Origin of the sequence: Phreatobacter aquaticus, assembly GCF_005160265.1 — a bacterium.
GTDB classification, from domain to species: Bacteria; Pseudomonadota; Alphaproteobacteria; order Rhizobiales; family Phreatobacteraceae; genus Phreatobacter; species Phreatobacter aquaticus.
This window is the reverse complement of sequence record NZ_CP039865.1, coordinates 2,482,065-2,505,826: the sequence shown is the minus strand read 5'-3', so window position 1 is coordinate 2,505,826 and position 23,762 is coordinate 2,482,065. Positions and strand designations below refer to the sequence as shown.

The 23,762-nt window shown below is 66.3% G+C and carries 20 protein-coding genes; 14 read left to right on the top strand and 6 right to left on the bottom strand.

What is annotated here, in order from left to right:
* Positions 1–10: 10 nt before the first annotated feature.
* On the bottom strand, positions 11–925 hold the full coding sequence (locus tag E8L99_RS11700) for a DMT family transporter (RefSeq protein ID WP_252511091.1): 915 nt from the start codon (positions 923–925) through the stop codon (positions 11–13).
* A 276-nt stretch (positions 926–1,201) separates the two neighbouring features.
* Between E8L99_RS11700 and chrA the strand changes: the two genes are divergently transcribed.
* Positions 1,202–2,521 carry a chromate efflux transporter gene (gene chrA / locus E8L99_RS11695; protein ID WP_137099698.1) on the top strand — a complete coding sequence of 440 codons (1,320 nt, stop codon included), beginning with the start codon at positions 1,202–1,204 and terminating at the stop codon, positions 2,519–2,521.
* 212 nt (positions 2,522–2,733) lie between these two features.
* Positions 2,734–3,558: an SDR family NAD(P)-dependent oxidoreductase gene (locus E8L99_RS11690; RefSeq protein WP_137099697.1), complete on the top strand. Its 825-nt coding sequence runs from the start codon at positions 2,734–2,736 to the stop codon at positions 3,556–3,558.
* Between the two features lie 194 nt (positions 3,559–3,752).
* Here the strand turns inward: E8L99_RS11690 and E8L99_RS11685 are convergent, their stop codons facing one another.
* The gene (locus E8L99_RS11685; RefSeq protein ID WP_252511090.1) at positions 3,753–4,976 is read right to left on the bottom strand and encodes a penicillin-binding protein activator; all 1,224 of its coding nucleotides are present in this window, start codon (positions 4,974–4,976) and stop codon (positions 3,753–3,755) included.
* 204 nt (positions 4,977–5,180) lie between these two features.
* On the opposite strand from E8L99_RS11685, the gene rsmI reads away from it, so the two are divergent.
* From rsmI to E8L99_RS11660, 5 genes are all read left to right on the top strand, one after another.
* A complete protein-coding gene (gene rsmI / locus E8L99_RS11680; protein ID WP_137099696.1) occupies positions 5,181–6,116 on the top strand; it encodes a 16S rRNA (cytidine(1402)-2'-O)-methyltransferase in 936 nt (311 codons plus the stop codon).
* Complete coding sequence (locus tag E8L99_RS11675) at positions 6,116–6,493, top strand: YraN family protein (RefSeq protein WP_137099695.1); 378 nt, start codon at positions 6,116–6,118, stop codon at positions 6,491–6,493. Before rsmI ends, E8L99_RS11675 begins: the two co-directional genes overlap by 1 nt.
* A 13-nt stretch (positions 6,494–6,506) precedes the next feature.
* The gene (gshB, locus tag E8L99_RS11670) at positions 6,507–7,448 is read left to right on the top strand and encodes a glutathione synthase (RefSeq protein WP_137099694.1); all 942 of its coding nucleotides are present in this window, start codon (positions 6,507–6,509) and stop codon (positions 7,446–7,448) included.
* A 128-nt stretch (positions 7,449–7,576) separates the two neighbouring features.
* Positions 7,577–9,112 (top strand): YifB family Mg chelatase-like AAA ATPase, encoded by a 1,536-nt coding sequence (locus E8L99_RS11665; protein ID WP_137099693.1) that lies wholly within the window; start codon positions 7,577–7,579, stop codon positions 9,110–9,112.
* An 81-nt stretch (positions 9,113–9,193) separates the two neighbouring features.
* Positions 9,194–11,290: an ATP-binding protein gene (locus tag E8L99_RS11660; protein ID WP_137099692.1), complete on the top strand. Its 2,097-nt coding sequence runs from the start codon at positions 9,194–9,196 to the stop codon at positions 11,288–11,290.
* Here the strand turns inward: E8L99_RS11660 and E8L99_RS11655 are convergent.
* Entirely contained in the window at positions 11,235–11,855 is a 621-nt protein-coding gene (locus tag E8L99_RS11655) for an HAD family hydrolase (RefSeq protein ID WP_137099691.1), read from the bottom strand. The genes E8L99_RS11660 and E8L99_RS11655 overlap by 56 nt on opposite strands.
* A gap of 102 nt (positions 11,856–11,957) precedes the next feature.
* On the opposite strand from E8L99_RS11655, the gene E8L99_RS11650 reads away from it, so the two are divergent.
* Positions 11,958–14,540: a putative bifunctional diguanylate cyclase/phosphodiesterase gene (locus E8L99_RS11650; RefSeq protein ID WP_252511089.1), complete on the top strand. Its 2,583-nt coding sequence runs from the start codon at positions 11,958–11,960 to the stop codon at positions 14,538–14,540.
* 2 nt (positions 14,541–14,542) lie between these two features.
* Here the strand turns inward: E8L99_RS11650 and E8L99_RS11645 are convergent, their stop codons facing one another.
* On the bottom strand, positions 14,543–16,828 hold the full coding sequence (locus tag E8L99_RS11645) for an NADP-dependent malic enzyme (RefSeq protein WP_137099690.1): 2,286 nt from the start codon (positions 16,826–16,828) through the stop codon (positions 14,543–14,545).
* A 135-nt stretch (positions 16,829–16,963) separates the two neighbouring features.
* A complete protein-coding gene (locus tag E8L99_RS11640) occupies positions 16,964–18,352 on the bottom strand; it encodes a leucyl aminopeptidase family protein (RefSeq protein ID WP_391527490.1) in 1,389 nt (462 codons plus the stop codon).
* Positions 18,353–18,745: 393 nt separating this feature from the next.
* Between E8L99_RS11640 and E8L99_RS11635 the strand changes: the two genes are divergently transcribed.
* Positions 18,746–19,750 (top strand): DUF2336 domain-containing protein, encoded by a 1,005-nt coding sequence (locus E8L99_RS11635; RefSeq protein WP_168201654.1) that lies wholly within the window; start codon positions 18,746–18,748, stop codon positions 19,748–19,750.
* A gap of 55 nt (positions 19,751–19,805) precedes the next feature.
* Here E8L99_RS11635 and E8L99_RS11630 read toward each other — a convergent pair whose 3' ends face one another.
* On the bottom strand, positions 19,806–20,114 hold the full coding sequence (locus tag E8L99_RS11630) for a DUF1330 domain-containing protein (protein ID WP_137099687.1): 309 nt from the start codon (positions 20,112–20,114) through the stop codon (positions 19,806–19,808).
* Positions 20,115–20,301: 187 nt separating this feature from the next.
* Here E8L99_RS11630 and E8L99_RS11625 point away from each other — a divergent pair, with 187 nt between their 5' ends.
* The 5 genes from E8L99_RS11625 (at position 20,302) to pheS (ending at position 23,762) form a co-directional block, all read left to right on the top strand.
* Positions 20,302–20,634 carry a hypothetical protein gene (locus E8L99_RS11625; RefSeq protein ID WP_137099686.1) on the top strand — a complete coding sequence of 111 codons (333 nt, stop codon included), beginning with the start codon at positions 20,302–20,304 and terminating at the stop codon, positions 20,632–20,634.
* Positions 20,635–20,826: 192 nt separating this feature from the next.
* On the top strand, positions 20,827–21,027 hold the full coding sequence (rpmI, locus tag E8L99_RS11620) for a 50S ribosomal protein L35 (protein ID WP_137099685.1): 201 nt from the start codon (positions 20,827–20,829) through the stop codon (positions 21,025–21,027).
* A 48-nt stretch (positions 21,028–21,075) separates the two neighbouring features.
* Positions 21,076–21,441 carry a 50S ribosomal protein L20 gene (rplT, locus tag E8L99_RS11615; RefSeq protein ID WP_137099684.1) on the top strand — a complete coding sequence of 122 codons (366 nt, stop codon included), beginning with the start codon at positions 21,076–21,078 and terminating at the stop codon, positions 21,439–21,441.
* 115 nt (positions 21,442–21,556) lie between these two features.
* On the top strand, positions 21,557–22,615 hold the full coding sequence (locus E8L99_RS11610) for an aromatic ring-hydroxylating oxygenase subunit alpha (protein ID WP_137099683.1): 1,059 nt from the start codon (positions 21,557–21,559) through the stop codon (positions 22,613–22,615).
* 64 nt (positions 22,616–22,679) lie between these two features.
* A complete protein-coding gene (gene pheS, locus E8L99_RS11605) occupies positions 22,680–23,762 on the top strand; it encodes a phenylalanine--tRNA ligase subunit alpha (protein ID WP_137099682.1) in 1,083 nt (360 codons plus the stop codon).

Here is a 23,762-nt window from a genome sequence, read left to right as displayed (position 1 = left end):
TCTGGCCGGCTCAGCCGCCGCGGATGGTCCGTTCGCGGAACAGGAGATAGAGGCCGGAGGCGATGACAATGCCGGCGCCGACCAGCGTGTTGACGGCAGGAACCTGGCCGAAGACCGCCCAGCCCAGACCGATCATCCAGATGATCTGGCCATAGATGAAGGGCGCGAGAATGCCGGCCGGCGCATAGCCGTGCGCGATGATCAGCACCCAATGGCCGAAGGCGCCGAGCGCGCCGATCGCCACCATGGCGGCCACCACGGACCAGCTGTCCGGCGTGGTCCAGTAGCCGGGCACGAGAGCGGTTGCGACGATGGCGCCGAAGGCGACCGAATAGATGGACGTGGTGCCGGCGGAATCGTGACCGGCGAGCATGCGGGTGAGGATGTTGTAGACCGCGTAGCAGGTGGTGCCGAGAAGGGTCAGGCCCATGGCCCAGTGCATGTTGCCGCTCCAGGGCTGGGTGACCACCAGCACGCCGATGAAGCCGACGACAACCGCCATCCAGCGGCGCGGGCCAATCCATTCGCCGAGCAGCGGGCCGGATATGATCGCCACGATGAACGGATTGGCGAACATGATCGAGACGGTCTGGTCGAGCTGGAGATATTGAAGCGCGAAGAAATTCAGCGCCGTCGACAGGAACAGCAGCGCCGAACGCACAGCCTGCAGCCAGGGCCGCTTGGTGACCAGCACCTTCGGGTCGCGCAGCGGGTTGAAGATGATCAGCACGAAGACCAGAGCCGCAGTGTAGCGGGTCCAGACCACCTGCATCGGGTTCATGGACGTGCCGAGCCATTTGCCCAGCGTGTCGAGGCAGGCGAAGCAGGCGAGCGCGATGCACATCAGCCCGATGCCCTTGAGGCGCATGCGCTGCGCCACCTCCGCCGATGGCTGCGCGGGAGCGGATGGGCTGGGACTGGTCAAGGTTGATGTCCGGAGGGCGACATGACGGCATTCTAACCGATTTGATCGGTGAGCGGCGGGAGCCCTCGACATGGGAGCCGTGCGGCGGCAACCCATGCGCGAGGCAGCTATCTCTTGGGCTTATGGGCTGAGGGCTCTTTCCGAGATCGGGGCTGTCATTGGCATGCGGCCTTCGCCCGGCAATGGCGATCACGCCCGTCATGGATTTGTGCATGGGGATGGGCTTTATGGCCTTGGTCGGCCTCACGACGAGCGCCGGCGCAGGATCACCCCCGCATGACCACCGTCACCTCCGAAACCGCCACTCCTTTTCCAGCGGTCCCGTTCTCCGAGGCCCTTGCGGTCTGGATCAAGGTCGGCCTGTTTTCATTCGGCGGCGCGGCAGGCCAGATCGCCATGCTGCACACGATCATCGTCGACGAGAAGAAATGGCTCGACGAGAAGCGGTTCCTGCACGCGCTGAACTATTGCACCCTGCTGCCGGGGCCGGAGGCGCAGCAGCTGGCGACCTATATCGGCTGGCTCTTGCACGGGGTGCGCGGCGGGCTGGTGGCGGGCCTCTTGTTCGTGGTGCCCGGCGCGCTCGTCGTCCTCGGCCTCACCATGCTCTATGTGGCTGCCAAGGGCGTGCCGCTGGTCGAGGGCATCTTCTTCGGCATCAAGGCGGCGGTGCTGGTGATCGTCGTGCAGGCGCTCCTGAAGATGGCCAAGCGCGTCGGCCATACGCCCCTGCTCTACGGACTGATGGTCGCCTCGTTCCTGGCGATCCTGGTGCTCAAGCTCCCCTACCCCGCCATCGTCGCCGGTGCGGCGCTGGCGGGCGCGCTGTTCGTCCATCCGGCCACAGAGAGCTTCACCGCGCCGGCTGCGGCGTCGGGGTGGCTCGGCCGCACGCTCGTCACCATCGCGGTCTGGACGCTGGTCTGGTGGGCGCCGGTGGTGATCGCCGCCCTGGCGCTCGGCCAAGGCCACGTGCTGACCGAGATCGGCCTGTTCTTCTCGAAGCTGGCGGTGGTCACCTTCGGGGGTGCCTATGCGCTGCTGGTCTGGCTGGCCCAGGCGGCGGTCGAGCAGAAGCACTGGCTGACCGCTCCCGAAATGGCCGATGGCCTGGGGCTAGCCGAGACAACACCGGGGCCGACCATTCTCGTCACCCAGTTCGTCGGCTTTCTCGCGGCCTATCGGCTGCCCCAGCCGTTCAGCCCGATGCTCGCCGGCATTCTCGGCGCGCTGATGACCACCTGGGTCACCTTCGCGCCGTCCTTCCTGTGGATCTTCGCCGGCGCGCCCTATGTCGAGGATCTGCGCTCGAACCGGCGGCTCGCCGGCGCGCTGCAGGGCATCACGGCGGCGGTGATCGGCGTCATCGCCTATCTCGCCGTCTGGTTCGGCCTGCACGTGCTGTTTGGTCAGGTCGGCGAAGCGAGCTTCGGGCCGTTCCACCTGCCGACCGTCGATTTCAAGCGCTTCGACATATGGGCGGCGGTGCTGTCGGTCGCGGCCTTCGTCCTCGCCTTCCGTTTCAAGGTCGGCATGATCGCGCTGGTCGGCATCATGGCGGTGGCGGGCGTAGCGGTGAAGCTGACGCTCGGCTAAGTCGCAAGGACCTGCGAAGGACTGGCGCATTGACGGGGCCGTCCGCGAATCTGAAAATCAACCAATGGCGGGCTGGTGTCGACGACGCGGACGATGGAGCAGACTTTAGGAGAAGTTGAAGTCTACTGTACCCCATCCTGCAGAGTGCCTTGAACCGCCCCACACTTTCTGGACGCCCTCAGTTCCCCGGCGCGACAATCTGGAGATCGTCTATGGCGACAACGACAAGGCCCACAGCATTCGTCACGGGCGGCGGTTCTGGGATCGGACGTGCCTTGGCCAAAGCATTGGCTGCGCGCGGCACGACAGTGTGTGTCGCAGACACGAACGTGGCCGCAGCGGAAGCGGTGGCCAAGGAATGTGGCGACGACGCCAGCAGCCTTTCACTTGATGTTCGCGATGCCGCCGCGATGAAAAGAAGCATCGAAGAATTTGCCACCCAGAACGGTCGCCTCGATTACATGTTCAACAATGCCGGCATCGGCATTGCCGGAGAGGTGGATGACATCCCTCTTTCAGGCTGGCACCGCATCGTTGACATCAATGTTTATGGTGTCCTCCATGGCGTCCTGGCGGCCTACCCCATCATGCTCGAGCAAGGATTCGGGCACATCGTCAACACAGCTTCACTGGCAGGACTGGGGCCGGCCCCGCTGTTCACGCCCTATGCTTTGACCAAGCACGCGGTCGTGGGCTTGAGCACCAGTTTGCGCATCGAGGCGGCCTCACGTGGTGTGCGGGTGAGCGTGGTGTGCCCCGCGGCTGTGGAAACACCGTTGCTCGATGCAGAGAACCCCGGTGACCTCGGCATTGGCTGGGCCCCCGATGCCAGACGCTTCCTCACCGCCATGGCAGGGCCACCCTATCCGGTCGAGAAGTGCGCGGACGACATCCTTGCCGCCCTGGACAAAAACAAGTCGGTGATCGTGCTTCCCGGTCGCGCCCGGCTGGCGTGGCGATTGGGTCGCCTGTTTCCCGCTCTGGTGGAAAAGATCGGGCTATCGGCAGTCGCCAAGGAGCGAAGTTCGCGGGCCTAGCAGCACCCGATGTCGCACCAGAGCGGAGCACCGTTGGTGCTTCGAGGGACCTTGGGCGGCCTCATCCAGGCCTGGGTGGCTCTCGCCACACAAGCGATCATGCAGACGATGCGGGCGTGGGAGATCAGAGGTGATCTCGCACGCCCGCACACCGATAGACTGCGGAACCCCAGAGGGTGCCGATCGTCGCGAGATCAGGACCCGCCGCCAAAGGTCCGCGGCGCCGGACTGACGACCCGGCCACCGGCCTGGATGACGGCCAGGCCGCGCTGCGGCGAGCCGTCGGCACGGAACCGGAACAGGCCATCGACGCCGTTGAAGCCCGACGAATTGGTCAGGACAGTCTCCGAGAAGCGCTGCGTGCCCTGCGTGCGCACCAGTGCCGCCACCAGCGACACGGAATCATAGGTCAGCGACGCGATGCGGGCCGGATCCTGGCCGAAGCGGGCGCGATAGCGGCCAGCGAAGTTCTGGAAGCCGGCCTCATCAGGCGCGGCATAGAGCGCCGACGGCGCCGCCTGGGCAGCTGCGCGATTGCCGACCCACGGGCCGACGCCCAGCACCTGCACGCGGCGAATGTCGACATTGGCCGCCGACAGCGCACGCAGCGCCGCGCCATCATAGGGATCGGGCACGAAGATCGCGTCGATCTGGCCGGCAATGCCGCTCAGGCGCGCGGCGGCAGCGGTGACACCTGCGGGATCGAGCGGGAATTTCTCGATGGCGACGACACGCCCGCCCGAGCGGCTCACCGCCTCCTGGAAAGCCCCCTGCACGACCTGGCCGAAGGCCGAGTCGGGCACGAAGGCCGCATAGGAGCGCTTGCCCATCTGGGCGGCGTGCTGAACGATCCGGTCGACGGTGTTCTGCGGCGTGAAGCTCATCAGATAGACGCCGCGGGTGGCGACGCTGGTATCGGTCGAATAGGCCATGATCGGCTTGCCGGCCGGGCGCGCCACCGCAGCCGCGCCGCGCACCGATTCGGCGAGCAGGGGCCCGAGAATCAGTTCGGCGCCTTCCTGCAGGGCTGCCTGGGCGGCCGCCTGGGCGCCCGCGGCAGTGCCGCCATCATCCTTGACCAGGATGGTGATGTCGGGGTTCTGGAATTCGGCGACCGCCATTTCGGCGGCATTGCGCAGAACGGTCGCGGTGTTGCCGGCGGCACCGCCAGCCGTCAGCGGCAGGATCAGCGCCACTTTCACCGATCCGGTGCCAATTGTGGTGCCTGAACCGGGCGCGGCCTGCGCTGTGGGCGCGGTGCCGACGGGAACCGGCGTCGGCGGTCCACCGACATTGGCCCCGGAACAGCCGGCCAGCGCCAGCGCAAGGGAAGTCGCCGCAAGGCCCGCGAAAGGCCAGCTCCGGACGGTCCGCCGCATCAGACCGAAACGTTGCCCATCGGACAATTTGATTTTCACGAAAGGCCTCCAACTGCCTCGAACGCCCGTACCCAATGTCGCATTAACCGTGTCGGATGGCCAAGGTCAAACCGCCGGTTGGTTAACGGCGTTGCGCCAGCGCAACACCTGGCCGGTCGGCACCCGCCGACCGATCCTCTTGAAACAGCCGCCCACGCGCAGCGTCGCTGGTGTATGAAGGCCGTTCCGGAGCCGTTTGCCACCATGTCCAAGTTTGCCGATCCCCCTGCCGAAACGCCTGCCGCAGCCCCTGCCTCGCGCCGCTACCAGATCGGCGGAACCGTGTTCACGGCGCGCGTGCTGGAGCCCGGCCTCCATGTCGTGGCGACCCCGATCGGCAATCTGCGCGACATGACGATCCGCGCCATCGAGACGATGGCCGCCGCCGATGTGGTGGCCTGCGAGGACACCCGTGTTTCCCGCAGACTGGTCGATCATTTCGGCATGACCGTGTCGCTGGTGCCCTATCACGAGCACAATGCAGCCGAGATGCGCCCGAAGCTGATGGCCCGGCTTGCCGCGGGACAGGCGGTGGCCCTGATCTCCGATGCCGGCACGCCGCTGGTCTCCGATCCGGGCTTCAAGCTGGTGGAAGCCGTGCGCGCAGCAGGCCTTCCCGTGGTGCCGGTGCCCGGCCCCTCCGCCGTGCTGGCGGCTCTGGTCGCGGCGGGACTGCCGACCGATGCCTTCTTCTTCGACGGGTTCCTGCCGCCAAAGACCGCTGGTCGTCGCAGCCGGGCGAAGACCTTGTCAACCGTGCCGGGCTCGCTGGTGTTCTTCGAGAGCGGCCCGAGGCTCGCCGCATCGCTGGCCGATCTCGCCGCCGAGCTTGGCGAGCGTCAGGCCGCCGTCTGCCGGGAACTGACCAAGAGCCACGAGGAGGTGCGGCGCGGCACGCTTGGCGAACTCGCCGCCCATTATGCAGGCGCCGCCGATCCCAAGGGCGAGATCGTGCTGGTCATCGGCCCGCCGGGCGAGGCGCCGCCGCCTGAAGCCGCCGATGTCGATGCCATGCTGGTGCAGGCGCTTGGTAGCCATTCGGTGAAGGATGCCGCCGGCCTGGTGGCGGAGGCGACGGGGCTTGCCCGCCGCGACCTCTACCAGCGCGCCCTCGACCTTCAGGCCAAGGCCCGCGGCTGATGGCGCGGGAGGCCGACCCGAAGCGCTCCGGCGCCTGGGGACGCGGCCGGATCGCCGAGACGGTCGCCGTCCTGATGCTGCGGCTGAAGGGCTATCGGATCCTGGCGCAGCGCTGGCGTGCACCGGGCGCCGAGATCGACATCATCGCGTCGCGCGGCAATGTTCTGGTATTTGTCGAGGTCAAAGCCCGTGCGAATGCCGACGCAGCCGAGATCGCGCTGGGTCCGGCGCAGGTCCGGCGCATCACGCAGGCCGCCGATCTCTATTGCGCCAGGAACCCTCGCCATGCGACGGGCGATAGGCGCTATGATCTGATCCTGGTTTCGAAAGGCACCTGGCCTCGCCATATCCAGGGCGCGTTCGACGCGAACTTCTGAAAGGTATGCCCCCATGCGGCTCAAGGTCGCCGTCCAGATGGACCACATCGAGACCATCAAGATCAAGGGTGACAGCGGCTTTGCCCTGCTGCTCGAAGCACAGAGCCGAGGCCACGAGGTCGCGGTCTATCATCCCGACCAATTGTCGATGCGCGACGGCGTGGTGACGGCCTTCGCCTCACCTCTGCAGGTGCGCGACGTCGAGGGCGATCATTTCACCAAGGGCGCGGGCAGCCGCGTGCGGGTGGACGAGTTCGATGTGGTGCTGATGCGCCAGGACCCGCCCTTCGACCTGCACTATATCACTGCCACCCATTTCCTGGAGCGCGTGACGCCGAAGACCCTGGTGGTCAACGACCCCTTCCACGTCCGCAACGCGCCGGAAAAGATCTTCGTCACGCTGTTCCCGCAGTTGATGCCGACGACACTGATCAGCCGCGACGCGGACGACATTCGCGCGTTCCGGAAGGAAATGGGCGACATCGTCATGAAGCCGCTCTACGGCCATGGCGGCGCCGGCGTGTTCCGCATCCGCGCCGAGGACGAGAATTTCGGCTCGTTCCTCGACATGTTCTCCGCCACCAGCCGCGAGCCCTGGGTGATCCAGCGCTATCTGCCGGCGGTGCGCGACGGCGACAAGCGGATCATCCTGGTCGACGGCAAGTTCGCCGGTGCGGTCAACCGGGTGCCGGCCGCCGACGATCTCCGGTCCAACATGGTGCGCGGCGGTGCCGCCGAGACGACCCAGCTCTCCGAGCGCGAGCGGGAAATCTGCGATACGATCGGACCGGAACTCAAGAAGCGCGGCCTGCTGCTCACCGGCATCGACGTGATCGGCGGCAATCTCACCGAGATCAACGTCACCGCACCGACCGGCATCCGCGCCATCAAGCGACTGGGCGGGCCAGATCTCGCGGTCACCGTCTGGGACGCGATCGAGGCGAAGCGGGCTTAAGGCGCATCCAGGGTCGCGGGCGGCGCGCGCCGCCGGCGACCCTCGCCGCTCCGCCAGATTCTTTTCGTTCCCTACTTGTTCTCATGTTCATGGCATGTACTATCCCCTCCTGCGGGTGGGGGTTGGCCATGGTGCAGCGGGTCGCGACGGTCGCATTCGAGGGCATCGAGGCCAAGCCGGTCGACGTGCAGGTGCACGTGCTCACCGGCCAGGTCGTGTTCAATATTGTCGGCCTGCCGGACAAGGCGGTGAGCGAAGCGCGCGAGCGGGTGCGCTCGGCGCTGGTGGCGTCCGGCTTGGCGCTGCCGGGCAAGCGGATCACCGTCAATCTGGCGCCCGCCGATCTGCCCAAGGAAGGCTCGCATTTCGACTTGCCGATCGCGCTTGGCCTGATGGCGGCGATCGGCGCCATTCCGGCGGATGCGCTGGGCGGGTTCATGGTGCTGGGCGAACTGGCGCTCGATGGCCGCATCACGCCGGTCGCCGGTGTGCTGCCCGCCGCGATGGCCGCCAACGGGATGGGGCTCGGCATCATCTGTCCGGCTGCCTGCGGCCCGGAAGCGGCATGGGCCGGCGAGGATGTCGAGGTGCTCGCGCCCGACAACCTGGTCCAGCTCGCCAATCATTTCAAAGGCACGCAGGTGCTATCGCGCCCCAAGCCGGGCATCCGGACGGTGGAAGCGCCACTTGCCGATCTCCGCGACATCAAGGGCCAGGAAAGCGCCAAACGGGCGCTGGAGATCGCGGCCGCCGGTGGCCATGCGCTGTTGATGAACGGGCCGCCGGGCTCGGGCAAGTCGATGCTGGCGAGCCGCATGCCATCGATCCTGCCGCCCTTGTCGCCGGCCGAACTGCTGGAAGTCTCGATGATCCATTCGGTCGCCGGCGAATTGCAGGGCGGCGAGCTGACGACCCGCCGGCCCTTCCGCAATCCGCATCACTCCGCCTCGATGGCAGCCCTGATCGGCGGCGGGCTGAGGGTGAGACCCGGCGAGGTGTCGCTGGCCCACCACGGCGTGCTGTTCCTCGACGAATTGCCGGAGTTCCAGCCGCAGGTGCTGGACGGCCTGCGCCAGCCAATCGAGACCGGCGAGGCGGTGATTGCCAGGGCGAACCAGCGCGTCAGTTTCCCCGCGCGGTTCCAGCTGGTCGCGGCAATGAACCCCTGCCGCTGCGGTCATGCGACCGAACCGGGCTATGCCTGCAAGCGCATGCCGAACGAGCGCTGCATGGCCGATTACCAGGCCAAGATTTCCGGCCCGCTGATCGACCGGATGGATCTGGTCATCGAGGTGCCGGCGGTCTCGGCAGCCGATCTGATCCTGCCGCCGCCAGCCGAGGGCAGCCGGGAGGTTGGCGAGCGCGTGGCCATGGCGCGCGCGCTGCAGGCCGAGCGCTATCGCGGGCTCGGGCTGAAGGCCATGTTGAACGCCCATGCGCCGCCCTCGGTGCTCGACACGGTGGCAACGCCGGACAAGGGCGGCCTGGCGCTGCTGCACGACGCCGCCGACACGATGCGGCTCACCGCACGGGGCTATCACCGGGTGCTGAAGGTCGCCCGCACGCTCGCCGATCTTGATGGCGCCAGCACCATCGGCCGGCTGCATCTTGCCGAGGCGCTGAGCTATCGCGGCGCCACCGACAGGGCCCGCGCCGCCGCCTGATCGAGAGCCGCCGGTAACCAGCCATCAACCCTGTCTGTTTACGCTGGCCGCGCCGTTGCCTGTGCGTGGAGAGGCCGTCTCGTGGATCCGTTTGCCCTGATCGCCGGCATTGCGACCGCCTTCGCCGTCGCCGGCCTCGCTGCCCTGTTCCGCCTCGCCCTGGTCCGGCGCGCCCTGTCCCGCAAGACAGCAGCGCTCGAGGAAACGGTCGAGACGCTGACCGACCGGGTGTTCGAGCTCGCCGAGAGCGAGGAGCGCCATCGCGGGCTGATCGACTCGCTGGGCGATCTGGTGGTCCGGCGCGACCGCGTCGGCTTCGTCACCTATGCCAACCAGGCCTATGCCGATCTTCTGGGGCTTCAGCCCGGCAAGCTGGTTGGCACTGAACTGATGCATACGGTTGCGGAGACCACGCCGGAGCGTCATGACGCCGACGGCTCCCATGGCGCCGACGAACGGGTCGTCACGCCAACGGGAGAGCGGTGGATCGCCTGGCGCCACCATGCGGTGCGCGGCGCCGACGGCCGGCTCGACGAGATCCAGTCGGTCGGCCGCGACATTACCGACCGCAAGGGGTCGGAGGCCGAGCTGGCGCTGTCGCGCGCCCGCGCCGAGGCGGCAAGCTCCGCCAAGTCGCGGTTTCTGGCCACCGTCAGCCACGAGATCCGCACGCCGCTCAACGGCATCATGGGCATGGCCGATCTGTTGATCGACACCAGGCTGACGCCGGAACAGAAGACCTATGCCAGCGCGGTGAAGACCTCCGGCGAGGCGCTGCTCAACCTGATCGAGGAGATCCTCGACTTCACCAAGATCGAGGCCGGCCGCCTGGACCTGGAGGAAGCGCCGTTCGAGCTGGTGCCGCTGATCGAGGGCGTTGCCGAACTTCTGGGGCCGCGCGCCCATGGCAAGGGGCTGGATCTCGCCACCGCGATCGCGCCGGACGTGCCGGCCCGCCTCGTCGGCGATGCAACCCGGCTCCGGCAGGTGATCCTCAACCTCGCCGGCAATGCGGTGAAATTCACCGAGGCCGGCGGCGCGGCGCTGACCGTCGACCGCTCCGCCGACAGCCTGATGGTGGCGGTCCGCGACACCGGCCCGGGCATCGCCCCGGATGATGTCGAGCGCATCTTCAGTGAATTCGAGCAGGGCGAGACGACATTCGCCCGCCGCCATGCCGGAACAGGTCTCGGTCTTGCCATTTCGCGGCGCATCATCAGCCATATGGGCGGCGAGCTCTCGGTCGACACCGTGCTCGGCAAGGGCTCGACCTTTCGCATCCGCCTGCCGCTGAAGGCTGCCGGCAGCGCGGTGGCGACGCCCGAGCGGCTGGATGGCCTGTCGGTGGCGATCGTCTCCGGCCGAGGCGTGGAAAAGGCCGTGCTGGCGCGCAGGCTGGCGGCGCGCGGCGCCGAAGTCACCCGGTTCGAGGACCCGTCCGAGATTGCCACCGATGCCCGCTTCGACACCGTGCTGGTCGACCACCGGCTCGGCGAGACAGCCATCGGCGAAACGGTCGCCGCCCTCAAGGCGCGGGCCGGCCGCATCGTGCTGGTGGTGACGCCCTCGGCACGCGGCGATGTCGCCCGCTGGCGAGACCAAGGCATTTCCGGCTGGCTCGTCTCGCCGGTGCGGGAAGCCTCCCTCGTCATGCAGATGCGCCCGACGGAGGCCGGTATCGCCACATCCGATCCGCTCACCGATGCAGAGCCGGCCAGGCGCGAGGCAAGGGTGCCGGCGACTGGCGACCAGCGTCGGCGGATCCTGATTGCCGAGGACAACGAGATCAATGCGCTGCTGGCGCGCCGGCTGATCGAGAAGCTTGGCCATGAGCCAATCTGGAAGGCCGATGGCCGCGCGGCGGCAGCAGCCGCGCTCGACCCTGCGGAGCGGATCGATCTCGTGCTGATGGACATGCAGATGCCCGAATGCGACGGGCTGTCGGCGGCCAAGATGATCCGCGCCGGGGAGCCAGAGGGCCAGCGCCTGCCGATCATTGCGCTGACCGCCAATGCCTTCGCCGAGGACCGGGCGGCTGCGGTTGCCGCCGGCATGGACGGGTTTCTGACAAAACCCCTCGATGCCGACAGGCTGGCCGAGACACTCGCCGGCTATGCCGGCTTCAGACCTCAAGCCCCCGTGCGCGCAGTGCGGCGGAAAGCGAAGGGGCGTCGGTGAACACGATGCCGTCCCAGCCCTCGGCCTGAGCGGCCGCGACATTGGCGGGGTTGTCGTCGATGAAGATCAGGCTGGACGGCGTCAGGCCGTTGCGCTCCGCCAGGATCCGATAGATCCGGGGATCGGGCTTGTTGATGCGGACATCGGCCGAGAGCACCAGGTCCGTGAAGCGCTTGAGGAACGGATAGGCCGGCACGGTCCGGTCGAACATTTCCCGCGAGAAGTTGGAAATGCCGAAGACCGGCCCCTGATCCGCCAATGTCTCGAACAGCGCGCGGGTGCCGGGGACCTCGCCTGGCACGCTGTCCAGCCAATTGTCGTAATAGGCGCTGATGACCTCGCCATGGTGGGGAAAGCGACTGACATGATCGGCCACGGCGTCGGCCACCAGCCGGCCGGCATCCTGGTGCGCGTGCCAGCCGTGGAAGTCGATCTCGTCCATCACGGCCCTTGCACGCTCAGGGTCGCCGAGCAGCCGGGTAAAGCTGTTCACGGGGTCCCAGCGCAGCAAGACTTGTCCGATATCGAAGACAGCTGTCGGCTTGGTCGGTGTCATCATGGTCATTCCGCGCAATTCCTTTCGGGAAAGAAAGCCAATAATTCAAGAATGTAACGAGTTGATAATCGCCAGCCGACAAAGTGCGTTCGGGAACGGTGAATTGGGGCAATGACAAAGACCCGGAGCAAACGCCAGGCTAATCAGACCCTGGTCGCGCGCGGACCGGGCGACGCCGATATGCTGCACCGGGCCCTGATGATTGCCCGCATGGGCTATTGGCGCTCGATCGAGCGCACCTCTCCCGACCTCTGGCTGTCGCCCGAACTGGTGGCGATCTATGACCTCGAGCCAGGCTCGGCGCATGTCGCGATGACCAGAATCCGCAGCCGCTATCTGGGCGACGCCCCGGACCGGCTGAAGGCCGCCTACTACCATTGCTGGGATACCGGCGAGCCCTATGTGGTCGAGGGCGATTATCGCGGCGCCGAGGACCGTGTGCTCACCTTCGCGGTCTATGGGGAGGCGGAACGCGATGCGGCCGGCGTGATCACCGGCGTCTCCGGCATCGTCAAGGACGTGACCGATGAGCGACGCGCCCTGACACGGCTCGCCGCAAGCCAGGCCAGTCTGACCGATTTCGTCGACACCGCGTCCGACTGGTGCTGGGAGACCGATACCGAGCATCGTTTCGTCGACCTGTCGCTCAAGGAACATTGGACGCGGAGCCCGGGTCGCCGCAACTTCTCGAGCAGGACGCGGCGCGACATGCCCATCATCCCGGAGGACCGGGCCAAGATGGACGAGCATTTCCAGGACCTGGAGGCCCGCCGCCCGTTCAAGGACTTCGTCTATTCCTATCTCGACCCATCCAAGGAAGGCGGCCGCGTCTCGGTTCGATCCAGCGGCAAGCCCATCTTCGATGCCAATGGCGCCTTTCTCGGCTATCGCGGCACCGCCAGCGACATCACCCAGTTGCGCCAGGCCGAGGAGCTTCTGAACCAGCGCACCGCGGCACTGCGCGAAGCCCATCGCATGGGCAAGATCGGAACCTGGAGCTATCGCCTCGGATCCGAGCGTGTGACGCTGGCTGACGAATGCATCACCCTGTTCGGGCTCGAGGCCGCGACGTTCGACCCGACCCACGCCAATGTGCTGGCCTGTTTCGGCGCATCGGCAGCCGAACAAGTGATCAAGCTCCAGCGCGAGGCCATCCGGTCGCGGACAACCCAGGCCATCGACGTCCAGGTCGTCCGGCCTGATGGCAGCTCGGCGGATCTTGCCCTCACCTGCGAGCCGGAGCTGGATGCTGCCGGCGAGGCCATCGGGATCATCGGCACGGTCCAGGACATCACCGAGCGCAAGGAGGCCCAGCGCCAACTCGAGAAGCTCGCCTATCACGACCCTCTCACCGGACTTGCCAACCGCGCGCTGTTCAAGCGCGAACTGGCGACCGTGCTCGACGCCTGTTTTCGCAAAGGCACGTCTGGCGCCCTGCTGTTGCTGGACCTCGACCGGTTCAAGGAGGTCAATGACTCGCTCGGCCACGCAGCAGGCGATGAACTCTTGTCCAAGGTCGGTGTGCTGCTGCGGGCAGAGCTTGGGCGCAACGCTTTCATCGCCCGGCTTGGCGGCGACGAATTCGCTGTGCTGCCCGATCCGACGACCGGCGCAGACGATGTCGAAATGCTGGCCGCCCGCATCGTCGACCGATTGTGCGGCCCGATCCAGCTCTCCGAGGGCGAGGCCTTCATCGGCGCAACCATCGGCATCGCCCATCTGCCGATCGACGGCACAACCGTCGATGAGGCGATGCGCAATGCCGACCTCGCGCTCTACATGGCCAAGGAAGCTGGCCGAGGCCGCGCCATGGTGTTCGAACCGGCCTATGCGCAGGCCGTCGAACAGCGGCTCGATCTTGCCCGCCACCTGCGCCATGCGGTGGAAGCCGGAACGCTGCACGCCCATTATCAACCGCAAGTGGACCTGTCTTCGCACAAGGTCACCGGCTTCGAGGCCCTGCTGCGTTGGAACCACCCGGAGCGCGGACCGATCCCGCCAAACGAATTCATCCCGATCGCCGAGAGTTCCGGCCTGATCGTCGATCTCGGCCTGTGGATCCTGCGCGAGGCCTGCACCCAGGCCCGCGCCTGGATCGATCAGGGTTTCAAGCCGCGCTCGGTCGCGGTGAATGTGTCGCCTGCGCAGTTCTGGAACATGGATTTCGAAACGGCGGTATCGGCGGTTCTGGCCGAGACCGGCCTGCCGCCGCACCTGCTCTGCCTTGAACTGACCGAGAGCCTGTTCGTCGATCATACCGAACACCGCATCAGCCGGACGCTCACCGCGCTGTCAGCACTGGGGGTCCGCCTCGCCCTCGACGATTTCGGTTCCGGCTATTCCTCGCTCGGCTATCTGACCCGCCTGCCCTTCGACCGGCTGAAGGTCGATCGCTCCTTCGTCGACGGCATCTCGACGCGGCCGGAAAAGCGCAAGCTGCTCGGCGGCATCATCGCCTTGTCGCGCGGTCTCGGCATGTCGGTCGTGGCGGAAGGCGCCGAACTGCAGGCCGAGGTCGACGTCCTGGCCGACCTCGACTGCGACTGCGTCCAGGGCTACGTGTTCTCCCGGCCGGTGCCGCCGGAGACGGCGCCTCTGATTGCCGACGCCATCGAGCGCCGGTTCCAGACCATCTCGCCGAGCCTTGCCCCTGACGACGAGGCGGCCTTCGCCGCCGCCCCGATCGGCGTCTAAGATCAGCCGCCGACGTTGTAGGCGGCCAGTGCCGCCATGTTGACGATGTCGGAATCCTTGGCGCCGAGCGGCACGATCTGCACCGGCTTGTCGAGGCCGACCAGCAACGGGCCAATCACGGTCGCGCCCGCCAGTTCCTGCATCATCTTGGTCGAGATCGAGGCCGAGTGGAACGCCGGCATGACCAGGACATTGGCCGGACCCGACAGGCGGCAGAACGGATAGGCCTGCATCAGGTCGCGGTTGAGCGCGACATCGGCGGCCATTTCGCCGTCATACTCGAAATCGACGCGCTTGCTGTCGAGGATGCGGACGGCCTCGATCACCTTGTCGGACCGCTCGCCCTTCGGATGGCCGAAGGTTGAATACGCCAGCAGCGCAACCCGCGGCTCGGTGCCGAGCCGGCGGGCCACATGGGCTGCTTCGATGGCGATCTCGGCCAGTTCCTGGGCCGAGGGCATCTCGGTGATGGCGGTATCGGCAACCAGCACGGTGCGGCCGCGCGACAGCACGATGGAGGCGCCGATCAGCCGATGGCCGGGCTTGGGATCGATGACACGACGCACATCGTCGAGCGCCGACGAATAGTTGCGGGTGACGCCGGTGACCATGCCATCGGCATCGCCGGCCGCCACCATGGCGGCGGCGAAGACGTTGCGGTCGAGATTGACCAGCCGCTGGCAGTCGCGGAACAGATAGCCCTGCCGCTGCAGGCGCTCGTAGAGCTGGTTGGCATAGTCGGCATTGCGGTTGGACAGCCGCGCATTGGCGATCTCGATGCCGTCCTTTAGCTCGATGCCGGCAGCCGATGCTGTCGCCCGCACGCGGTCCTCGCGGCCAACCAGGATGGCCGTGCCGAGGCCCTGGTTGACGAAGCTCTGGGCGGCGCGGATCACCTGCTCCTCCTCGCCCTCGGCGAAGACGATGCGCTTGGGCGAGCGGCGGGCGCGCTCAAAGATGCGGGCGAGCACGCCGGCGACCGGATTGAGCCGGGCGCGCAGATCGGCCTTGTAGCCTTCGAGATCGACGATCGGCCGGCGGGCAACGCCGGTCTCCATGGCCGCCTTGGCGACCGCAGCCGGCACGGCATAGATGAGGCGCGGATCGAACGGCACGGGAATGATGTATTCCGGGCCATATTTCGGCCGGCCACCGCCATAGGCAGCCGCGACATCGTCCGGCACATCCTCGCGGGCGAGTTCGGCGAGCGCGCGGGCGGCCGCGATCTTCATGTCCATGTTGATCTGGGTGGCGCGCACGTCGAGTGCGCCACGGAACAGGAAGGGGAAGCCGAGGACGTTGTTGACCTGGTTGGGATAGTCAGAACGCCCGGTGGCGACGATCGCGTCGCTGCGCACCGCATGGACTTCCTCAGGCGTGATTTCCGGATCCGGATTGGCCATGGCGAAGATGATCGGCTTCGGCGCCATCGACATGACCATTTCCTTGGTCAGCGCGCCCTTCACCGACAGGCCGAAGAAGGCGTCGGCACCCTTCACCGCGTCGGCGAGCGAGCGGGCGTCGGTTGCCACCGCATGGCCCGACTTCCACTGGTTCATGCCTTCGGTGCGGCCGCGATAGATCGCGCCCTTGGTATCGCAGAGCACGACATTGTCGGGCGTGAAGCCCATGGCTTTCAAAAGTTCGACGCAGGCAATGCCGGCGGCGCCGGCGCCATTGACCACGAGACGGGTGGTCTTGATGTCGCGGCCGGTGATGTCGAGCGCGTTGATCAGGCCGGCGGCCGCGATGATCGCGGTGCCATGCTGGTCGTCATGGAACACCGGAATGTCCATGAGCTCCTGCAGGCGCTGCTCGATGATGAAGCACTCGGGCGCCTTGATGTCCTCGAGATTGATGCCGCCGAAAGAGGGGCCGAGATAGCGCACCGCGTCGATGAACTTGTCGGCATCCTCGGTATCGACCTCAAGATCGATGGAATCGACGTCGGCGAAGCGCTTGAACAGCACCGCCTTGCCTTCCATGACCGGCTTGGAGGCGAGCGCGCCAAGATTGCCGAGGCCGAGGATCGCCGTGCCATTGGTGATCACCGCCACCATGTTGCCGCGCGTCGTGTAATCGAACGCCTTGTTCGGATCCTCGGCGATGGCGAGGACGGGAACCGCCACGCCCGGCGAATAGGCCAGCGACAGGTCGCGCTGCGTCGCCATGGGCTTGGTTGGAACGACCTCCAGCTTGCCGGGCTTGCCAACCTGGTGGAAGGCGAGCGCCTCCTGGTCGGTGATGGTCATGCGAATGCGGCGAATGGGATCTTTGTCTGTCGACATGAGCTTTTCTTGGTGCGTTCCTCGAAGGGACAGGACCATAGGGGCCGGTTGCGAGCGCGGCAACGGGACATCAGACAGAGAGACTGCGGAAATTTCCCGCAGCCTCAGCCGCTCACGATCAGGGCTGGCGGCAAGTCAGCCGCCGAACCGCTCCTTGACGACCTCGAAGACTGCCCGCGCGCCGTGCATCTCGCCGCCGACCGGACGGCCGGGCTTCTCGTTCGGCACCCAGGCGTAGATGTCGGCATGGACCCAGGCCTTGGCCTTCTCGACAAAGCGGTCGAGGAACAGGGCGGCCGTGATCGAGCCCGCAAAGCCGCCGGTGCCGACATTGTTGAAATCGGCAACCCGGCTGTCGAGGGCCGCGACATAGGGCGCCCACAGCGGCAGCCGCCAGACCGGATCGGCAACCCGGATACCCTGCCGGACGAGATCGGCAGCCAGGGCATCGTCGTGGGTATAGATCGGCGCAAGATCGGCCCCGAGCGCCACGCGCGCAGCGCCGGTCAGGGTCGCGAAATCGACCATGAGGTCCGGCGCCTCGTCATCGGCGAGCGTCAGCGCATCGCAGAGGACGAGCCGGCCCTCGGCGTCGGTATTGCCGATCTCGACGGTGATGCCCTTGCGGGTGGGATAGACATCGCCCGGACGGAAGGCGCGGCCGGATACCGAATTCTCAACCGCAGCGATCAGCAGGCGGAGCCGCACGGGCAGTTTCGATGCCATGATCATGTGGGCAAGGCCAATGGCGGCGGCGGCGCCTCCCATGTCCTTCTTCATCAGGAGCATGGAGGCGTCAGGCTTCAGGTTGAGGCCTCCGGTGTCGAAACAGACGCCCTTGCCGACAACCGTCACCTTCGGGTGGCTTGGATTGCCCCAGGTGAGGTCGATGAGGCGCGGCAGGCGCGGCGATCCCATGCCGACAGCGTGGATCATGGGGAAATTGCGGAGCAGCAGGTCGTCACCGACGATCGTCGTCATGACGGCGCCGTGGTTGCGGGCGAGATCGGACACAGCCGCCTCGAGTTCGACCGGGCCGAGATCGTTGGCCGGCGTGTTGACGAGGTCGCGCGCCAGGACAATCGCGTGGATCTGCTGACTCAGCGCTTCGCCGTCAACGCCATCCGGCACGACGAGGGAGGCGTCCTTCGGCGTGACCTTCTTGTAGCGGGCAAAGCGGTACTGCGCGGTGACGAAGGCCAGCGCCGCACGCATGGCATCATCCGGCGGATTGGCCAGACGATAGGTGCCGGAGGGCAGCTGCGCTGGCAGCTTGCCGAGGAACAGGGGATCGTGGTGACGGGCGGCCGGATCCTCGGTACCGAAATAGACCGCTTCGATCGTGCCATCGCCGCCGGGAATATAGACGGCGCGTCCTGGCTTGGCTTCGAACTGGGCCGCCCTGAGGAAAGCCTCGTGCGGCGCGTGTTCGGGCAGGGCCAGGAATTCGCCGAGGCCGGCCTGGGAGACGAGGTATATCGGGGTGGCACCCTGGGTGCCGGCGGGCCTAAGCAGCGAGTGCAGCATTATTAACTTTCCGGATCAAACGTCCTCGAACCGCTTGTGCGACAAAAAGGCAAGCGGGGACTGGTCGCAAGTGCGCATTTTCAACGAAATCTCGGGCCTGACGGCCGTTTTTCAAGTCCAACCCTGCATTGTGTCAGCCCCCGGCCGGGGACGGGTGAAGAGAGAGTAGCCATGCCCGCTCGCTCCTCCGCCGTCCGATTCACTGATCCTTATCGGGTGGTGTCCTAGAGTTCGATCACAATTTCTTCGCCCCTTGCCGTGGCTCGCACCCACAGTCCTGAGTAGTCTCGAAATCCGGTCGATCGCCTCATGCCACTTGCTCTTCTCAAAGAGATATCATCGGGTCCGACATCCGAACGCCGGCTGGAACTTCTGAGAAGTGTCGCGGACATGTACCTCTCGCACCCCGAGGGTCCGTCCGAGATCGAGGAAGAGCTGTTCGTCGACATTCTTGAGCGCGTTCTCGACAGCGGTCCACCGCAAGCGCGGGCCGCGCTGGCGGACCAGCTCGCCGACAGCGTCCGGACACCGCATGCGATTGCCCAACGGCTCGCCTGGGACGACAATGAGGCGGTCTCAAACCCGATCATCGCGCGTTCGCCGGTGCTGGCGGTACAGGATCTGCTGTCGCTTGCCGCCCAGGGGAGCGATGCGCGCCTGCAGGCCGTCGCGCTGCGCCGGGTCATCCCGGCAGCGGTCACCGACGTGCTGATCGAACGCGGCAGCGCTCAGGTGCTGAAGACGGTCGCCGGCAATCAGGGCGCCGAGATTTCCAACGGCGGCATGATGCGGCTTGCCACGCGCGGAAGCAACGACATCGACATTCTCGAAGCCCTGTTCAAGCGCGGCGATCTGCAGCCGGATTCCATCGTCATGCTCAAGGGCGTCATCTCGGACGACTTTGCCCGGCGCCTCACCGAGCGCGGCATCGATGTCGACGGCGGCGTTGCGGCGAAGGCCCTGAGATCCGCAACGGGTCGTTTTCGCGAGGAAATGCGGCAGCGTCGCGAAGACGTCAAAGGCGCCGAGCGCCTGCTCGCCGCCATCGAGGCTGGCACGCTCACGGTCGATCGCGCTGTCCACACGGTGCTGGAGAAGAAGCGGCTGCTGGAAGTCGCGAGCTTGATGGCGCCCCTGCTCGGGCTCAGCCGCAACTTCGTGTTCCATACGCTGGCGACGGGGGCTTCCGACCGCATCGCGGTCATGTTCAGGGCGCTCGATATCAGCTACGGCTGCTACGTCGCGGCTGTCGCGCTGCGCAAGAAGAAGTCCGCACCGACCGCCCATGGCGCGGATGCCATGACAGCGCTCTTGCAGGACGAGTTCGACGCCATCGACGTCGCCGTGGCCCAGCGTAGCATGCGCTTCCTCAAGGTGCGCCTGTCAGCGGCCTGACCAGGCGGCGGCCTGCCACCCGCCGGGACCCATGATCCCGGCGAGGGCTCGCGTCTCACGCCCCCGGCTGGACGCCCTCGTAGCCCTCGATGCAGATCGCATCCATGATGGCGCCGCCCTTCTGCTCGGCCTTGGCGGCCTGGTATTCGGGCGAGTGCCAGCAGGCGAGTGCCTGCTCATAGCTCGGGAACTCGATGACGACGTTGCGCGAGCGGCTGGTGCCGGCCAGCGTCTCGAACTTGCCGCCGCGCACGACGAAGCGGCCGCCGAACTTGGCGAAGGCGATGCCGTTCTTGGCGACGTAATTCTTGTAGGATTCGGTGTCGTTCACATCGACGCGTGCGATCCAGTAGCCCTTGGCCATGAAGTCCTCCCTTGTGGCGGCGGCACTCTGGATCGGCCGGCCCGCTTCGGGCAAGCCACCCCGCCGCGCGGCCACCCCGCACCTGCCCTGCGCCGGGCCGCTTGATCTCGCCTCTCCAGAGCGGCACAAGGGGTCACCCCCGCTCGTTCTCGTCCCTATGCGGCGAGAGACAGTTCAGGAGGCCCTGATGCCCGCCCATGTCCGGTTTCTGCTGCGCAATGCGCTGATCGGCTTCGCGCTCGCCATTGCCATGGTGGGCGCCATGGTCTGGTTCGATTTTGCCGGCCTTCGCACACTGGCGGCCCAGAGCAATTCCGGCCTCGTCGCCTTTCCGGTCCTTGCCTTCTTCCTCGGGCTGACCTTCGCCAGCGTCCAGATGGGCGCGGCGATAATGCTCCTTCCGGCCGATGGCGACGGCGGCAATGGCGGCAATCGTAGCAGGGTGACGTCGCTGCTGGCCCTGCTTGTCGGACCGGTTCCGGTGCTACAGCCGGCCGAGGCCAAGGCCGGCCGCCGCTGAGGATCAGACCAGCCTCGCGCGGGCGCTTGTCCTTCAGCTGATTGTCCTGTATAGGCCCACCCCTTCGGATCGACCGGCTGATTAGGGCTGCCGTGGCGATCCCGAATGCTCATCCGAGCAACTCAGGGACGACCCGTTCCGGGCGCAAGCCTGCGAATAGATGGTGGTCCCGCCAACGAATGAGAGAGCCAAATGCCCAAGATGAAGACCAAATCGGGCGCCAAAAAGCGCTTCAAGATCTCCGCGACCGGCAAGGTGATGTACGCCCAGTCCGGCAAGCGCCACGGCATGATCAAGCGGACGAACAAGCAGATCCGTGACCATCGCGGCACCACGGCCATGTTCGAAACCGACGGCTACAACGTCAAGCGGTACTTCCTGCCCAACGGCTGATCGCATCCGTTCCGCAAGAAACCCAAGTACGATTGAAGGATATCAGCCATGGCTCGCGTCAAAAGGGGCGTTACCGCCCACGCCAAGCACAAGAAGACCCTCAAGGCCGCCACCGGTTTTCGTGGTCGCCGCAAGAACACCATCCGCGCCGCAAAGGCTGCCGTCGACAAGTCGATGCAGTACGCGACCCGCGATCGTCGCATCAAGAAGCGCAATTTCCGCGCCCTCTGGATCCAGCGCATCAACGCCGCTGTCCGTGAGCAGGGCCTGACCTATTCGCGCTTCATCGCCGGCCTGATCAATTGCGGCATCGAAGTGGACCGCAAGGTTCTCTCCGACCTCGCGATCACGTCGCCTGAAGGTTTTGCGGCCCTGGTCGAAAAGGCCAAGGGATCGCTGCCGGCAGCTGCCTGACCTCATCTGATCTGAGGTCTTTCACATTCGGCCCGCGCGACCCTCACCGGGGTGGCGCGGGCTTTTTGCTTTCATGATCGGCCGCGAGAAGCTGCCAGGAGATCACGGAGCCATCATGCAGGGTCTGACCGCCGAACTGATCAAGGGCCTGTGGTACGTGGCAGCACCCGGCCGCGACCTGAAGCCCGGCAAGACGCTGGCGAAGACGCTGGTCGGCGAACCCGTCCTGATGGGCCGCTCCAAGACCGGCGAGGTCTTCGCGATCCGCGACGTCTGTCCGCATCGCGGCATCCCGCTGCGCTACGGCCAGTTCGACGGAGAGACGGTGCAATGCTGCTATCACGGCTGGCGCTTTGACCAGACCGGCACCTGCGTCGAGATCCCGTCGCTGCGCGAGGGCCAGCAGATGGATCTCGGCAAGATCCGCTGCGGCTCCTACCCCTGCGTCGAGCGCCAGGGGATGATCTGGATCTTCTTCCCGCGCGCCGGCGAGACACCGGCGGAAGCCGGCTATCCCGAGCCGCCGCTGATGCCGGACTTCGACGTCGCCACCGGCCCGCGCTTCCACATCATGCTGCCGTTCCACTGCTCGATGGACCATGCGGCCTTCGGCCTGATGGACCCGACGCACGCGGCCTATGTGCACACGTCCTGGTGGTTCAAGAAGGGCGCGAAGAAGCTGCGTCCGAAGGAGAAGCATTTCGCGCCGTCGGAGCTCGGCTGGTCGATGGTGCGCCATGAACTGCCGCCGCAGAACATCGCCTACAAGATCCTCGGCACGCCGGTGACCACCGAGATCAGCTACATGCTGCCGGGCCTTCGGATCGAGAATATCCGCGGCTCGAAATATCAGGCGACCGGTCTCACCGCGATCACGCCGGTGAACGAGGGCGAGACCGAAGTGCACCAGTTCTTCTGGGTCTCGGCCGGCTGGATGTCGGCGTTCAAGCCGATCTTCGAGCACCTCATGCGGACCTTCCTTGACCAGGACCGCGTGGTGGTGATCCAGCAGCGCGAGGGGCTGATCCACAAGCCGAACCTGATGCTGATCAACGATGCCGACACGCAGGCCCGCTGGTGGATGCGGGTGAAGGACACGTTCGTGAAGGCGCAGGCCGACGGCAAGCCCTTCGAAAACCCGATCCAGCCGATGACCTTGCGCTGGCGGAGCTGATCCGACGGCTTGACCGCCACGCTACCCCGCGCCAAACGAAGCTTCCCGAATTCCAGGCGACCCGATGACCGATCTCGTCCAGCTCGAAACTGAACTCCTCTCCGCCGTGGCAGCGGCCTCCGACGAGGCCGCGCTGGAAGCGGTGCGCGTGGGCGCCCTTGGCAAGAAGGGCTCGATCTCGGCGCTGCTGGCAACCCTTGGCCAGATGGCTCCCGACGACCGCAAGGCGGCCGGCGCTGCCATCAATGCGGTCAAGGACAAGGTGACCGAGGCGCTGGGAAGCCGTCGCGAAACGTTGAAGCAGGGCGCGCTCGCCGCGCGGCTTGCCTCCGAGACGATCGACGTGACGCTGCCCGTCCGCGAGAGCCCGACCGAGACCGGCCGCATCCATCCGCTGAGCCAGGTCTATGACGAGCTCACCGCCATCTTCGGCGACATGGGCTTTGCGATTGCCGAGGGTCCGGATATCGAGACCGACGATCTCAACTTCACCAAGCTGAACTTCCCCGAGGGCCATCCGGCCCGCGAGATGCACGACACGTTCTTCTTCAATCCGAAGCCGGACGGCTCGCGCCTGCTGCTGCGCACCCATACCTCGCCGGTGCAGGTGCGCACCATGCTGGGCCAGAAGCCGCCGATCCGGGTGATCTGCCCGGGCCGCACCTATCGCAACGATTCCGACCAGACCCACACGCCGATGTTCCATCAGGTGGAAGGGCTGGTGATCGACCAGGGCAGCCATATCGGCCACCTGAAGTGGATCCTGGAGGAATTCTGCAAGGCGTTCTTCGAGGTCGACGGCGTGAAGATGCGGTTCCGACCGTCGTTCTTCCCGTTCACCGAGCCGTCGATGGAAGTCGACATCCAGTGCAACCGCCAGGGCGGCGAGATCCGCTTCGGCGAGGGCACGGACTGGCTAGAGATCCTCGGCTGCGGCATGGTGCATCCGAACGTCATCCGCAATTGCGGGCTCGACCCCGACATCTACCAGGGCTTCGCCTGGGGCATGGGCATCGATCGCATCGCCATGCTGAAATATGGCATCAGCGACCTCCGCCAGTTCTTCGAGGCGGATGTCCGCTGGCTGTCGCATTACGGCTTCAAGCCGCTGGACGCGCCGTCGCTGGCGGGCGGTCTGTCGAGCTGA